The organism is Rheinheimera maricola (assembly GCF_016918075.2).
GTDB classification, from domain to species: Bacteria; Pseudomonadota; Gammaproteobacteria; order Enterobacterales; family Alteromonadaceae; genus Alishewanella; species Alishewanella maricola_A.
In genome coordinates this window covers 382928-396754 of record NZ_JAERPS020000004.1, presented here as the reverse complement: position 1 = coordinate 396754, position 13827 = coordinate 382928, and the positions used below count along the sequence as shown (strand labels likewise).

Annotated in this window: 15 protein-coding genes; 7 read left to right on the top strand and 8 right to left on the bottom strand. The window is 49.6% G+C overall.

What is annotated here, in order from left to right:
* Positions 1-31: 31 nt before the first annotated feature.
* Complete coding sequence (locus I4W93_RS13195; RefSeq protein ID WP_205311332.1) at positions 32-1039, top strand: metal-dependent hydrolase; 1008 nt, start codon at positions 32-34, stop codon at positions 1037-1039.
* Here I4W93_RS13195 and I4W93_RS13190 read toward each other — a convergent pair.
* From I4W93_RS13190 to I4W93_RS13180, 3 genes are all read right to left on the bottom strand, one after another.
* On the bottom strand, positions 1029-1529 hold the full coding sequence (locus I4W93_RS13190) for a DUF1543 domain-containing protein (protein WP_205311333.1): 501 nt from the start codon (positions 1527-1529) through the stop codon (positions 1029-1031). The two genes, I4W93_RS13195 and I4W93_RS13190, sit on opposite strands and share 11 nt — an antisense overlap.
* Before the next feature lie 107 nt (positions 1530-1636).
* A complete protein-coding gene (locus I4W93_RS13185) occupies positions 1637-2893 on the bottom strand; it encodes an ABC transporter permease (RefSeq protein WP_205311334.1) in 1257 nt (418 codons plus the stop codon).
* Positions 2887-3579 carry an ABC transporter ATP-binding protein gene (locus I4W93_RS13180; RefSeq protein WP_224673434.1) on the bottom strand — a complete coding sequence of 231 codons (693 nt, stop codon included), beginning with the start codon at positions 3577-3579 and terminating at the stop codon, positions 2887-2889. The genes I4W93_RS13185 and I4W93_RS13180 overlap by 7 nt, the downstream gene beginning before the upstream one ends.
* 70 nt (positions 3580-3649) lie before the next feature.
* Here I4W93_RS13180 and I4W93_RS13175 point away from each other — a divergent pair, with 70 nt between their 5' ends.
* Complete coding sequence (locus tag I4W93_RS13175) at positions 3650-4210, top strand: DUF3299 domain-containing protein (RefSeq protein WP_205311336.1); 561 nt, start codon at positions 3650-3652, stop codon at positions 4208-4210.
* A gap of 33 nt (positions 4211-4243) precedes the next feature.
* On the opposite strand, the gene I4W93_RS13170 is transcribed toward I4W93_RS13175, so the two are convergent.
* Entirely contained in the window at positions 4244-4858 is a 615-nt protein-coding gene (locus I4W93_RS13170) for a ZrgA family zinc uptake protein (protein ID WP_205311337.1), read from the bottom strand.
* A gap of 126 nt (positions 4859-4984) precedes the next feature.
* Here I4W93_RS13170 and I4W93_RS13165 point away from each other — a divergent pair, with 126 nt between their 5' ends.
* From I4W93_RS13165 to I4W93_RS13155, 3 genes are read left to right on the top strand one after another with little or no spacing between them, the layout of a single operon-like run.
* Positions 4985-6514, top strand: a complete 1530-nt coding sequence (locus tag I4W93_RS13165) for a cryptochrome/photolyase family protein (protein WP_205311338.1) — start codon at positions 4985-4987, stop codon at positions 6512-6514.
* Complete coding sequence (locus tag I4W93_RS13160) at positions 6511-7788, top strand: DASH family cryptochrome (protein WP_205311339.1); 1278 nt, start codon at positions 6511-6513, stop codon at positions 7786-7788. Before I4W93_RS13165 ends, I4W93_RS13160 begins: the two co-directional genes overlap by 4 nt.
* 10 nt (positions 7789-7798) lie before the next feature.
* Positions 7799-9313 carry an FAD-binding domain-containing protein gene (locus I4W93_RS13155; RefSeq protein WP_205311340.1) on the top strand — a complete coding sequence of 505 codons (1515 nt, stop codon included), beginning with the start codon at positions 7799-7801 and terminating at the stop codon, positions 9311-9313.
* Here the strand turns inward: I4W93_RS13155 and I4W93_RS13150 are convergent.
* Positions 9310-10152 carry a M28 family peptidase gene (locus I4W93_RS13150; RefSeq protein ID WP_205311341.1) on the bottom strand — a complete coding sequence of 281 codons (843 nt, stop codon included), beginning with the start codon at positions 10150-10152 and terminating at the stop codon, positions 9310-9312. The genes I4W93_RS13155 and I4W93_RS13150 overlap by 4 nt on opposite strands.
* A 290-nt stretch (positions 10153-10442) precedes the next feature.
* Entirely contained in the window at positions 10443-10781 is a 339-nt protein-coding gene (glnB, locus tag I4W93_RS13145) for a nitrogen regulatory protein P-II (RefSeq protein WP_132584989.1), read from the bottom strand.
* A gap of 149 nt (positions 10782-10930) precedes the next feature.
* Between glnB and nadE the strand changes: the two genes are divergently transcribed.
* Positions 10931-11758, top strand: a complete 828-nt coding sequence (gene nadE / locus I4W93_RS13140; RefSeq protein WP_205311342.1) for an NAD(+) synthase — start codon at positions 10931-10933, stop codon at positions 11756-11758.
* 79 nt (positions 11759-11837) lie between these two features.
* Complete coding sequence (locus I4W93_RS13135) at positions 11838-12344, top strand: GspH/FimT family pseudopilin (RefSeq protein ID WP_205311343.1); 507 nt, start codon at positions 11838-11840, stop codon at positions 12342-12344.
* Here the strand turns inward: I4W93_RS13135 and I4W93_RS13130 are convergent, their stop codons facing one another.
* Together I4W93_RS13130 and I4W93_RS13125 are read right to left on the bottom strand one after the other, a co-directional pair.
* Entirely contained in the window at positions 12345-12749 is a 405-nt protein-coding gene (locus I4W93_RS13130; RefSeq protein WP_205311344.1) for a type IV pilin protein, read from the bottom strand. It lies immediately after the preceding gene.
* Positions 12750-13826: a hypothetical protein gene (locus I4W93_RS13125; protein ID WP_205311345.1), complete on the bottom strand. Its 1077-nt coding sequence runs from the start codon at positions 13824-13826 to the stop codon at positions 12750-12752.
* Position 13827: the final 1 nt, after the last annotated feature.

Here is a 13827-nt window from a genome sequence, read left to right as displayed (position 1 = left end):
CCTTCTCTTTAACCTGTCGGCGGCAAGCAGCATGGACTCACTAACTCAAGCCGCTCTGGGAGCGACTGTTGCCATTGCTGTTATGGGTAATGCTGATGGCTCTCGCTTGAAAACAGCATTTGCCGGAGCCGTGTTGGGCACACTGCCTGATTTGGATGTCATCATTGATTACGGTGATGTTGTCAGCAATATGGTGTTACACCGCACAGAAAGCCATGCCTTGTTGTATCAAACCTTGTTATCGCCTGTATTGGCCTGGCTGGCCGCCCTGTTTTGCCAGCAACGGACACATTACTGGCGTTGGTTACTTGCGAGCTGGTTAATACTAGTAACACACACTGCAATAGACGCCATGACTATCTACGGCACCCAGTTTGGTTTGCCATTTACCAATACGCCTTTTGCCGTTGGCAGTATGTTTATTATCGACCCGCTGTATACCCTGCCGCTGCTGCTTGGGCTGGGCATGTATATCAGCCGCCATCAGCGCGGCTTTGTTTTTAATAATGCCATGTTGGCTGTATCTACAGCCTACTTACTCTGGTCGGTCATGGCGCAGTGGCATGTTAGTAACTTGGTGCATCGTAGTTTGCAACAACAACAGTTGCAGTATCATCAAGTGTTGGTGACACCAGCACCATTGAATACCGTGCTTTGGCGCATTGTAGTGCAAACAGAACAGGGCTATGCCGAGGGCTTTTATTCCCTGCTGGATGACTCAGATAGCATAAGGTTACATCACATAATACGCGATGAAACGCTCAAACAGCGCCATGCCGCTTTGAAACCCGTGCAACAATTAGCCTGGTTTAGCCGCGGCTTTTATTCATTGCAACAACAAGGTGACCAGCTGCTATTAACCGACTTGCGCATGGGACAGGAAGGTAGCTATGCCTTTGAGTTTGTTGTTGACCCTGACAACCTCACTACGCCACAGCAACTGCCAATGCGCCGCGATATGGCTACGGCACTGCCCTGGCTTTGGCAGCGCATTCAGGGCAAATCGGTGCCGTCGCCTTGGCTGCAAACTAACCAATAACCTTATAACCCGACCAATCCGGACGCATTGGCTGACTCTGGCCGGAAGGTGTTAAATGCACATACCAGCCCTGTAGTTGCTCAATGGCAACGCATTCATCCAGCTCTAGTAAGTCATCTTTATGCGGGCTGTCGGCATCGGTTAGTAGCATACGCTTGGCCTTGGCTTTGGCGTCCTGCGCCGAGCTTGCTACACAAAGCATAAAGTCATGCTGTTCAGCAATTTTATCCGGGTAGTAACCACCAAAATTAACAAAAAACAGTTTATCAGCACATTGTGCCGCTGTGCGTTGTAAGCTGACAGCAAAACCATCAATGTGCGTGATCTGCATATAACTATCAATATGCAAACCTTTAACCGTGCCAAACCATTGTTGGCACAATAAGGCGTGTGTATCTTCAATCTTATCAGCGGCTACAAAGCGGATATCGTGTAGCTCAATATTTGCACCCGGCGCTGTGCCACCAAGGTAAACCAAAAATAACTGCATTTCTTTCTCCAGAGAACATTAGCGCGAGCAACATAATGATGTTTATTATTTGTTGCAACCACTTTCACAGCAGCAATAAGCCGGCGGTACAGCCCAGCCGCGGCACACTACAACCTCACAGTGAGGCCATCGGCAACGGCCTTTCGATAAGCCAGGATACCGGGTATCGCGGCCAAAAATGCCGCCAGTAGTATTACGGCTCCCGCCCAGTACAGGGTAGCCATGCTGATAATATTTAATCGGATAAACAGACCAAACTCTGCCGCCAGGGTATCCTGCAGCAAATATAATCCTAACCACAACAGCGCTGCAGCAGATATCATCGACATTAGCGTGATCAATAAAACTTCTAGTTGCACCAATACGAATAGATACCAGGGATGTGCACCCGCGGCCCGTAAAATGGCCATCTCGCGTTGCCGCTCTTTCATCGACGCTAGCAAGGTGGTAATCATGCCCACCAAAGCGGCTAACAGCACCAGTAAGCTTATTAGCAACAACAGGTTCTCTACCATGCCCAGCATTTGCCACAGCTCTGCCAGCGCCACACCGGGTAAAATAGCCGTTAACGGTTCCTGTTTAAATTCGTTAATTTGCCTCTGCACGGTAAAGGTAGCCATACGCGATTTTAAGCCCAGCATAAAAGCAGTAATCGATTTTGGCGTTAAATCCTGATTAAGGGTTTGCTCAGCGCTTAGCTGCCGCCCGGGTATCGGCGCGCCTTGCTGCCAATCCAGGTGAATAGCTTCTATTGCCTGCAAGCTAACATGCACAGTTTGGTCAACCGGTGTGCCTGTGCGTGCTAATATGCCTACCACCGTAAACGGCTTGTCTTTGTGCTGACTAAAACTGACCGCACCCACGCCATGCGAAAGCTCAATTTGCTCACCTAATCGATAGCCCAGTTTACTGGCAACCTCGGCGCCCAATACTGTCTCAAATACGCCGTTAAACGGCTGCCCGGCTGCAAAGTTCAGTAGTTGGCTATTGGCATAGCGATAGTACTGAAAATAATCGCCAGTAGTGCCCATTACCCGATAGCCCCGATGCGAGTCTCCCAGTGACAATGGGATACTCCAGGCAATTTGTGGATGTTTGATAATACGTTCATAGCTGGGCCAGCTAATGTTGGCCGTGGCATTGCCGATACGAAATACCGAATACAACAGCAGATTGAGCTGCCCAGAGCGGGCACCAACAATTAAATCAGTGCCGGATACGGTGCTGGTAAAACTACTTTTTGCCTCGGTACGTAAATGGTCAATACCTAGCAGCAAAGCGATGCTAATGGTTAACGACAACCAGGTCATCAACACGGTCCCCCGGCGGTTCCATAAACTTAGTCGGGCAAGCTTCATCAGCATGGTTGTGCTCCTAGCTCTAACCGTTGCATATCCAGTTGCAGGTTAAAATACTGCAACAAACTTTGATCGTGGCTAACAAAAATGACGGTGCAACCGTTAGCATCGGCTTCAGCCAGCATCACACGCATAAAGGCGTCACGGTTTTCACTATCCAGTGCCGAGGTGGGTTCATCGGCAATTAACAATGTTGGTTGTGGTAACAATGCCCGGGCAATGGCCACCCGCTGCTGCTGGCCCACACTAAGCGCGTTGGCGGCTTGTCGATGCAAATTATCCGCCAGCCCCAACCGGCGCAGCAACGCTATTGCCCGCGGCATGCTGTCTGCCTTGCATTGGCCAGCAAAATGGCTGCTTAACAGGGTATTGTCCAGCACTGACAAATACGGAATAAGGTTTAGCTGCTGAAACACCACGCCTATTTGCTGCGCCCGCAGCGTATCTCGCTTTCCGCTGCTTAACTGGTGCAATGGCTGGCCGTTAATATACAACTCGCCACTGATCGGCTGCGCGATACCACTAAGTAGATTAAGCAACGTGGTTTTACCGCTACCCGAGGCGCCACGCACAAATAAATGCTCGCCAACCTTTAACGTAAGTGCCGGCAGATTAAGTTGCCAACCCGCAGCCTGGTAGTAGAATCGCAGTTGTTTGAGTTCAATAGCAGGAATTTTCGGCTTGTCAGTCACAGGCGATCTCAGTGTCATGTTATGATATTGACGTTTTTGCCATTATGCCAATTTAGGGGAGCAAGCTCCAATGCTACGGACGTTATCTGTTGCTTTATATCTGACACTGGTCGCAACACTGTCAGCACTATTATTTTCTGCCACACTCGCCGCCAGTGAAGTCAAAACCATTGAATGGACCGACTTAATGCCGGAAGAAGATTTAAAGCTGCTGGAACAGATGCCTGAAGTGCAGCACGATTACAGCCAACCATCGCCGTTTGATGATGACTATAAAGGCGATGATCCGGCAGCGCAGCAATGGCAGCAAATTATGAACTCTGCCAAAGTGGTAGAAAAATACAATAACACCAAGGTGAGGGTACCGGGCTTTGTTGTACCGCTGGAGTTTGACGCCGAGCAAAATGTCACCAGCTTCTTTTTAGTGCCGTATTTTGGCGCTTGTATTCACGTACCGCCACCGCCACCCAACCAAATGATTTTTGTCAATGGCGCTAAAGATTTGAAAGCGGATATGATTTACTCACCGTTCTGGATCAGCGGCACCCTAACAACAGATGTGATGACACATGATTTGGGCCAGGCCGCCTACAGCCTGAAGGTCGACAACATAGAAGAATATACCTATTAATACTACGGCAGCTAAGGCTGCCGTTTTTTTGCGCTAACGCAAGCGCACTGTGCTATTGGTCAAGGTTGTTCGCGCTGCGCCTTGTTGGCCATTAACAATCCACTGCACATCGATTTTTTCCAGCGCCGGCACCAGGTTGAAAACCGGCAGTTGCAGCTCAGTTAGCCGCGCCGGACGCTGACATAACAGCTGGTAATTGGCATAAAAATCGGCGTGGCCTTTGTTAGCCTGCATTTCTGTTAAGTCGGTACTGGCTTCAGCTACTACCAGCTCACAATTGGCATCGGCATTTAGCGTAAACCAACCGCCCTGATTAAACACCGCAATGGCCGCGGCGACTTCCTGATGTTGCTCTGCGGTGTTGGGTTTGTGCTCAAAACCAACAATACTTTGTGCAGCCGCTTGAAACGCCAGCTGCATTTCGTTGCCCTCGAGTATCAGTGTTAACACCGCGTGCCCGTGCACATGCGCACCCAACGTCGGCATATCATCATCGTCGCGATCATGTTCGTGGTCGTGCTGATAGTTATGATCATGCTGATGTTCCGGCTCAACTGCCGCTTGCGCATGCTCTGCCTGTTGCGCCGCCACCACCGCAGTGTTTAAGCCGGCGGCGATCAGTATGCAGGCCAATAAAGATAACTTCATAGCGTAAAGTCCTTCATCCTGTTATTTATGTGACAACATAACACAAAGCAGTTTCTGTCTGCTACGGTCTGATCGTCGCAGCGCTGCCCTGCGTAAAGCTCATATTATGAAAAAATCACGATTACTATGGCTAAACTTATTGTTATTTTGGGTGACCAACTCAGCCCTGCCCTTGCCGCCTTACGTCAGGTAAGCACCGACGATGTGATCCTGCTGGCAGAGGTTGGCAGCGAGGCAAGCTATGTAGCGCATCATAAACACAAAATTATACTTATTTTTAGTGCTATGCGTCATTTCTCGACAGTACTGCAGCAACAGGGCTTGCAAGTGTGCTACCTGCGTTTTGCTGAACACTCCGGCATAGAGAGCATGACAGATGCTGTGAATTATACCCTGCAGCAATATCCGACACTTGATGGCATTACTGTTACTCACTGTGGTGAATACCGCTTGCAGCAAGAAATAAACAGCTGGCAACAACAGTTTTCTCTGCCGCTGAGTATTTTGGACGATGATCGGTTTATTTGTGATGCGCCACGTTTCGCTGCCTGGGCGAAAGATAAAAAGCAGTTACGCATGGAGTACTTCTACCGCGATATGCGCCGCTATACCGGCTTACTAATGCAAGGCGATACACCTGAAGGCGGCAAATGGAATTATGACGCGGAGAACCGTAAAGCCTGCCCGGCTGATTTAGAACAAATTCCGCCACTGCGCTTTGCACCTGACGCTATAACAGCTGAAGTTGTCTGCCTGGTTGAACAGCATTTCCCTGACAATATGGGCAGTAGCGATAACTTTTGTTATGCCGTTACAGGCAAAGATGCTCGGCGGGCTTTTTTGCATTTTGTGCAACAGCAACTGCCGGTGTTTGGTGACTATCAGGACGCAATGCTGCTGAACCAGCCGTTTATATTTCACAGTTTATGTTCCATGTATTTAAACTGTGGCTTGTTAGATGTGCGCTGGATGTGTAACAAAGTACAGCAAGCGTATCAGCAGGGTTTGGTGCCACTGAATGCGGCCGAGGGCTTTATCCGCCAATTGATAGGCTGGCGCGAGTATGTCCGCGGCCTGTATTGGTTACTAATGCCAGACTATAAACAACGCAATGGCTTACAGGCAAAGCGCGATTTACCCGGGTTTTACTGGCACGGGAAAACGCAAATGCGTTGCATGCAGCAAGCTGTGCAACACACCATAGAACATGCTTACTCGCATCATATTCAACGTTTAATGATCACCGGCAATTTCGCGTTGTTGGCGGGTTTATCGGTTAAGCAAGTCACAGATTGGTATCTGGCTGTTTATGCTGACGCCTATGAATGGGTAGAGCTGCCTAACACCCTTGGCATGGCACTGTTTGCCGATGGCGGCGTATTAGCCTCTAAACCCTACGCCGCCAGCGGGGCTTATATTAACCGCATGAGTAACTACTGCAAAAACTGCGCTTACAATGTTAAGCATACCACCGAAGCAGATGCCTGCCCGTTTAATGCACTGTACTGGGATTTCCTCAACCGTAACCAACAACAACTGGCGGCCAATCCCAGGCTTGCATTGCCGTTTGCTAACTGGCATAAGCGCAGCGACAGTGATAAAGCCGCTATATTGGCAAAAGCCGCCGCCACACTACAACAGCTGGAGCAGCTATGAGTGTCAGTTTGATTTTATTAAATGGTACCCTGAGGCTGCATGACAATCCGTTACTTCATGCCGCCAGCGGCCGCAAAGCTGCTGTAGTTATATTAAATAAAGCGGCTTTTTTCGGCCGGCAATATGGTTTGGTACGCGCTAACCTGCAGCGCTTACAGCAGCAGCTGGCACTGATAAACGAGCTGAAAGCCGCATTGGCATCGCAGCAAATTGGCCTGATAACCTTGTTCGGTAACACCGTGGACTGCATCAGCCAACTAGCCGTGCAGTTACAGGCATCAGCATTATATTGTGCGGAGCCGGTAGCGGCCTATGAATGCAGCGCCATACAGCAACTGGCTGGGCGCATTAACGTCGTGCAACTTGACTGCAACTCATTGCTGGGCGACAGATTGCGGCCGGACTTGCACGACTTACCGCACAGCTTTACACCTTTTCGTAAACAACGCGAGCCGCTGCTGGCGGTAAGTAAACCGACAACCAGCTTGTTAAACGCGGCTGACTGGCTCAGTCCCGCTGCGACAGAGCTCTGCAACAGCGTATTCTCTGAGCGGTTGCAGCAATATCAACCGCTGCCACAAAGCGCCCCTGTCGGGGAGTCGGCAGCATTGGCTAGGCTTGAATATTTTATCTGGCAAGGCCAACATATTTTGCATTACAAGGACACCCGCAATCAGCTGCTTGGCACTGACTATGCCAGCTTTCTCTCTGCCTACCTTGCACAAGGCAGCTTATCGGTACGTTGGCTGTGGCAGCAAATTATCGCCTTTGAAACTCAGGTCGCGGCTAATGAGTCCACCTACTGGCTTAAGTTTGAATTGCTGTGGCGGGAGTTTTTCCGCTGGCAAAGTCGAAAATATGCCAACCGTTGGTTTAGCAAAGGCGCCATTAAAGGCCCGCTTAATTTCTCGCCCCCTAACCTTAGCCTTGCACAACAAACTGCATTTAATCGTTGGTGCCAAGCAAACACGGGAGTAGATTTTGTTGACGCGAATATGCAGTTGCTCAACCAGACCGGTTTAATGAGCAACCGAGGCAGGCAAAATGTAGCTAGCTTTTTGATCCACGATCTGGGTATCGACTGGCGCTTGGGTGCGGCGTATTTCGAGCAACGGCTGCTCGATTATGACTGCGCCAGTAATTGGGGAAACTGGGCCTATATTGCTGGTACCGGCAACAGCAGTGAGCGAAAATTTAACCTGCAAAAACAGGCTCAATTATACGACGCAGACGGCAGCTTTGTCCGAGCCATGCAACTGACAACAAATTCGTGAAAACTGCAGCATGACAGCGCTGGTCTGGTTTAAACGTGACTTACGCATTAGTGATCATCAGCCGCTGATCCAAGCGGTAAAAACCGGCGCCGTACTGCCAGTTTATATTGTTGAACCTGATTACTGGCAACAAAACGATGTATCACTGCGTCACTGGCAGTTTATTGCTCCCGCGCTGCAGCAGCTAAACCAACAGCTAACGGCGTTGGGGCAGCCACTTTTGGTACTCAAAGGCCCGGCAACACAGGTACTGCGACAGCTGTGCCAACAATTTAATGTAAGTACCGTATACAGCCATGAAGAAACCGGCAATCTGTGGACGTATCAACGCGACATGGCGGTAAAACGCTTACTGCACGAACTGCATGTTCCGTGGCGGCAGTATCGCCAATTTGCCGTGTTTCGCGGCTTAGCAGATCGCGACAACTGGTTTGAACTGGCAGACAGCTGGTTAAAATCGGCACCGATGCCTGCGGTTAAGCACTTGCCGTTTATTTGCTCCCCACAGCGGAACCTGACAGAACTGGCGCCCAGCCGTCACTTTGACTTACCACTTTGCACCAGGTTACAACCGGCGTTTGCCGCCGAAGATACCTTTGCCAGCTTTATTGGCCAGCGCTGCGACAACTACCGCCAACACATTTCCCTGGCGGCAAAGGCCGCGCATAGCTGCTCCAGGTTGAGTCCCTATATCAGTTATGGCCAGCTCAGTTTGCGCCAGCTACAACAACAAAGTTATCTCGCGATAAAGCATGCTAAAGGCCCGCGCAGACAACAAGGACTGCAGGCTTTTTTTAGCCGGCTGCGCTGGCATTGTCACTTTATACAAAAGCTGGAAGATGAGCCGGCAATTGAGTTTTTTAACATGCATCGTGGTTTTGACGGCCTGCGCGAAGCTGATTTTAAGCCACAGCTGTTTGATGCCTGGCGCAGTGGCACCACTGGCTATCCACTAATTGATGCCGCGATGCGCAGTTTGCTGGCTACCGGCTGGCTACACTTTCGCGCCCGCGCCATGCTGGTGGCTTTTGCCAGTTATCATTTATGGCTGCATTGGCGACCTCTGGCGCTGCATCTGGCACAGTGTTTTGTCGATTATGAACCCGGCATTCATTACCCACAAATTCAGATGCAGGCAGGTACCACCGGTATTAATCCAAACCGGATGTATAATCCGGTTAAGCAAAGTCAGCAAAAAGACGCCGATGGCAGCTTTATCCGCCAGTGGTTACCTGAGCTGCGCCAAGTGCCGGATAGCTGGTTGCATACCCCCTGGCTAATGCCCTTATCGTTGCAACAGCGCTATGGTTGCCGGATAGCTTTGGACTATCCTGCGCCGGTGGTAGATTTGCAGCACGCCCAGCAGCAAGCCCGCGCCAGACTAAGCCATTGGCTAAAACAGCATGACAAACTGCGCTGGCAACAACAAAAACAGGCTGTGGTGGTGCGCCATGCCAGCCGCAAAAGACCGGTAGCACGTAAGATTTCTGCGGATAAGCATCAGCTGTGTTTTGACGGGTTTTAGGCTGCAGGGCTTTGCAAGGTTGGCGGTGCTTGGTGTTCCAGCCACTGCACACTATGCCAGACTGCCTGCATGGCCATATCAAGAAAGGCTTTATCAATACGCTGCCAGGTGTCGTCTGGGGTGTGGTAGTGCGGGTGCTCTTGGCCGCCAAAAAACAGACAAGCCACCCCTGCACGATGGAATGGGCCATGATCACTGGCATTTAGCCAATCGTAACGTGGGTTATCGCGCACCATACGGCCGGGGCCTCGATGATGTAAAAACTGCAGTTTGCTAAATGCCGGCTCAAGCGCGGCAATCAATTGCGGATATCGTTTAGCACCGGTTAAATATAGCCTGCCACGCCGATCTGGCCGGCCAAGCATATCAAGATTCAGGTTCAACACGATATTGCTCAGCGGCACCGGTGCTGCGGCAACAAAAGCTTTGCTGCCATAGAGACCATTTTCCTCGGCATCGGTGGCCAGAAAAATATAGGAATAGACCGGACAATTTTGACGCAACTTGGCCGCCAACGCTAGCATCACCGCGACACCGGACCCATTGTCGTCCGCACCATGAAATATTTTCCTGCCCTGCTTACCAAGGTGGTCATAATGCGCCGTTACGACAACATAGTGCTCTGGGTAACGGCAACCACGTAAATAACCCAACACATTACTACCGGCTTTTTTATCACCGAAACCATAATTAAACACCTGCTGATAACCTTGGCTAAACGCTTTAAGCTGCAACTGGGTATAGCGCTGAATAATAAATTGCCGTGCAAGCTCAGCTCCTGCTGAACCAGTTTTGCGCCCCTGCATAGCGGCTGAACTTAACGTTTCGATATCGGTCATTAAACTGGCTTGTGCTTGAGTCAGCCAAAGACAACAGCAAAACGCCCACAGGCGTATAACGTTAGTTAGGTGCCACACTTAGCTTTGATGCCTCGAGTTTTGCAAAGTAACGCTGCTGAATGTCTCTGCTGCTTGCCAGCTCAGCAATATGAGAAAGGCAGACAAAGATGGCTTGGTTTCAAGCGCACTACTACAGCCGGTTACTACAGCTAGCACCAGGCAAATGCCGGCATATTGGCTACGTTTTATCATCCTTACCACACCATACTAACGTTTGGATCCTTTAGTGGTTATATCGCATCCTCGTCTTCTTCGCCAGTACGGATACGGATCACCCGTTCAACTTCAAACACAAAAATCTTGCCGTCGCCAATACGCCCGGTTTGCGCCGTTTTCATAATAGCTTCAATACAACGCTCTACCTGCTCATCTGGCACCACGATTTCCAACTTTACCTTCGGCAGAAAATCCACCATATACTCAGCGCCACGATACAACTCAGTGTGGCCTTTTTGCCGGCCAAAACCTTTAACTTCGGTGACTGTCATACCGGTTATATTAATATCTGCCAATGCCTCGCGCACATCATCCAGTTTGAATGGCTTTATAATTGCTTCAATTTTTTTCATCTTCATTCCCGTCGATTAGGCTGCTGAGTTATTGGCAGTATAATACAAGCACCTTGGTGGTTCAGCTGTTAATACGCAATAATCACTTGATCCATCAAGGGTAAAGCGCGGTAAGATAGCTACATATTGTCAGCAGAGGACAAATTAGTATGAACGCAGCACAGATCATTGCCGAAATGCGGGTTTTACCAAAAATTGATCCGGCATTCGAAATTCGTCGCCGGGTAGATTTTATTAAGCAGCGCCTTAACGCCGCTGGCATGAAAACACTGGTGCTTGGCATAAGTGGCGGTATCGACTCCACCACTTGTGGCCGGCTGGCACAACTGGCGATAAACGAGCTGAATCAAACTGGTAACGGTTATCAGTTTATTGCTGTGCGTTTACCCTACGCCAGCCAAAAGGATGAAGCTGAAGCGCAAATGGCACTCGATTTCATTCAGCCAACCCAAGCTTTGTCAGTAAATGTGCAAAGTGGTGCCGATGCGATCCACCAGGCAACCTGGAGTGCATTGGCAGCGCAAGGTTTAGCTAACGCTATAGACACACAAGTTGATTTTGCTAAAGGTAACGTAAAGGCCCGTAGCCGCATGGTGGTGCAATATCATATTGCCGCTCTGCTCGGTGGCTTGGTGCTGGGTACAGACCACTCGGCTGAGAATATTACTGGCTTTTATACCAAATGGGGCGACGGAGCCTGTGATTTGGCACCGCTGTTTGGTTTGAGTAAACGTCAGGTACGCTTATTGGGTAAAACCCTGGGTGCCCCGGATTTACTGGTCGGTAAAGTACCTACTGCAGATTTAGAATGCCTGGCGCCGCAAAAAGCCGATGAAGCGGCACTGGGGTTGAGCTATGAGCAAATAGACGACTTTCTGGAAGGTAAACCTGTGCCGACAGATATCAGCGAAAAGTTGATTGGCATATACCTGAGAACACAACATAAACGCCAGCCTATTCCGACAATCTACGAATAACCCAGGAAAAACCATTTATTTTACATTTTATCAATAAATGCTACACTTCTTGCAGGACTTACTCTGCAAGGAGCTGTTTATGCTGCCAAAATCTACCGCCGGCTTTAATTTACCTGAGCTAATGATTACGCTGGCTATTTTGCTGATCTTTTGCACTATAGCCTTGCCGGCTATGGCAGATTTTATTGACCGGCAGCGCGCAAATGCCTATGTCAGACAATTTAGCCAGCATCTGGCGTATGCCCGGGTAGCTGCCACCAGTAGCAACTTGCCGGTGCAGCTCTGCCCTGTGTCGGGTAGCCAATGTGAGCATCAGTGGAATTTACATCCAATACAGTTATCTGTACTGCAACCAAATAACGCGCCGCCAGTACTGCTGCGTGAAATTCCGCAGGTGCATTCTAAACACAAACTGACATATCATCGCCAAGCACTGACATTCCGGCGTGATGGCAGCTTAAACGGTTTTGAGAATGGTACCTTTTACTATTGTGGTAAGGACGGCAGCCAATGGCACTACCAGCTTACCTTGAATCAGGCTGGGCGTAACAGATTGACAGAAGTTTCAGCACCTTGTCCGCTATAATCACTTCCAACATTCAGCGGGATCAACAGAGGCGGCACTACGCTGACCAAATTGATTAAGGCTAAAGTAAGTACAGGCGGTGTCGGCTTGCTGCAGGCCTAAAGCCTCTGCTTTAATTTCAAAAGCCTGCAAACTATTAGATAGCGATATAGTTAAGGCATAACGGCCGGACGGGCTTAATGCGGCATGCCCCAACATAGTAAAGTCATTGCTATAAACACCGTGATCAGCACGATACTGCTCTTGTGCATTGGCCAGTTGTAACAGACTGGCGCTAGCCTCAGCACGATAACTGCGCAGCACATGCTGCTGATAAGACGGATAACTTATCACCAACAAAATCCCAAGCACAGCCAGCACAATCATTAATTCAATTAGGCTAAAACCGCGATATCTGTTTAGCATTTAGTGCGCTCCGAACTCTGTTTGATACGTTGCCAACCGGATCAGCTTAGGAAACTGCTCTGCCCGCAACGGCACAGTGCAGTCTGCGCATTCCTCACTTATCGCCAGCAATTCAGCCGAAATACTTAGCTGCTGTTCGGTATTAGTAAGCATTAGAGCAAGTTGCCCGGCACTGTCTTGCTGCAGCGTTAGTTTGGCTTGTGCCAGTGCTTCAATTTCCCAATTGCGCTGCGCGTATACCGCACCAGCATGATGTAAATGCAGAGCATGTAATGTCATCTCAGCACTATCCAACACACTGCAATCTGGCTGCACAGCCGCAATGTCAGCTGCGGTAAGATAGACCACACCGGCATACACCTGTGGCACCGCAGTGATACGACCATTAAGTTGGACATACCAGCCAGCAGCATGCTGTATTTGTTGCCACAGATGTTCATCAATGCCATGGCGCAACTCGTCATCGCCGATATTCGTGCGCGCCATTAAATCATTCAACTGCAGCGGTGCCAGGCGTTGCGGCTGATGTCGGATGGTAAAAAGAGTATCTCCGGTAGTAACATCACTGCCTACTAACAGCAACATATTTTGCCTGGATCTTGTAACGGAAATATCAGCAGCAAAGGTTTGTACCATTCGCAGTGGCTGCAGGAACGACAAACCACTGTCGCTAAAATCCGCTATGGCAACCGGTGTAGAAAAGCCCGCTGCGGTCAACGGAACAAACCAAACTCTACCATCGATATCAACAACATAAACTGCATCAGCTTTACCGTCATAGTCGTCATCTAATAGCACTGGCTGTGCGTGAATAGTGGCAATGTCCCCGCTGCCGGTCGGCCAGTTAGCCAGTTGATCCAATAGCGCTAAACCATCGGAACTGTGTATCTGCAACACGCCTGCAGCATCGGGTAAATTTAACTGAATGTTGTTACTCAGCAACACACTCCGGACGCTGTCATCAGCAGCCAGTGAAGGCAGTGCTAACGTAACGGGTTCTGGCGAGTTTAAATTACAACTGACCGCAGTACCGCTAACACAAAGTAATGCCCAAAAGAACTGGTATCGCCATCTCATA

What these genes read in the sequence shown, in the direction of transcription:
- I4W93_RS13195 (WP_205311332.1), top strand. Translation starts at nt 32, where the DNA reads ATGGACTCACTAACTCAAGCCGCTCTGGGAGCGACTGTTGCCATTGCT.
- I4W93_RS13190 (WP_205311333.1), bottom strand. Translation starts at nt 1,529, where the DNA reads ATGCAGTTATTTTTGGTTTACCTTGGTGGCACAGCGCCGGGTGCAAAT.
- I4W93_RS13185 (WP_205311334.1), bottom strand. Translation starts at nt 2,893, where the DNA reads ATGCTGATGAAGCTTGCCCGACTAAGTTTATGGAACCGCCGGGGGACC.
- I4W93_RS13175 (WP_205311336.1), top strand. Translation starts at nt 3,650, where the DNA reads ATGCTACGGACGTTATCTGTTGCTTTATATCTGACACTGGTCGCAACA.
- I4W93_RS13170 (WP_205311337.1), bottom strand. Translation starts at nt 4,858, where the DNA reads ATGAAGTTATCTTTATTGGCCTGCATACTGATCGCCGCCGGCTTAAAC.
- I4W93_RS13165 (WP_205311338.1), top strand. Translation starts at nt 4,985, where the DNA reads ATGGCTAAACTTATTGTTATTTTGGGTGACCAACTCAGCCCTGCCCTT.
- I4W93_RS13160 (WP_205311339.1), top strand. Translation starts at nt 6,511, where the DNA reads ATGAGTGTCAGTTTGATTTTATTAAATGGTACCCTGAGGCTGCATGAC.
- I4W93_RS13155 (WP_205311340.1), top strand. Translation starts at nt 7,799, where the DNA reads ATGACAGCGCTGGTCTGGTTTAAACGTGACTTACGCATTAGTGATCAT.
- I4W93_RS13150 (WP_205311341.1), bottom strand. Translation starts at nt 10,152, where the DNA reads ATGACCGATATCGAAACGTTAAGTTCAGCCGCTATGCAGGGGCGCAAA.
- glnB (WP_132584989.1), bottom strand. Translation starts at nt 10,781, where the DNA reads ATGAAAAAAATTGAAGCAATTATAAAGCCATTCAAACTGGATGATGTG.
- nadE (WP_205311342.1), top strand. Translation starts at nt 10,931, where the DNA reads ATGAACGCAGCACAGATCATTGCCGAAATGCGGGTTTTACCAAAAATT.
- I4W93_RS13135 (WP_205311343.1), top strand. Translation starts at nt 11,838, where the DNA reads ATGCTGCCAAAATCTACCGCCGGCTTTAATTTACCTGAGCTAATGATT.
- I4W93_RS13130 (WP_205311344.1), bottom strand. Translation starts at nt 12,749, where the DNA reads ATGCTAAACAGATATCGCGGTTTTAGCCTAATTGAATTAATGATTGTG.
- I4W93_RS13125 (WP_205311345.1), bottom strand. Translation starts at nt 13,826, where the DNA reads ATGAGATGGCGATACCAGTTCTTTTGGGCATTACTTTGTGTTAGCGGT.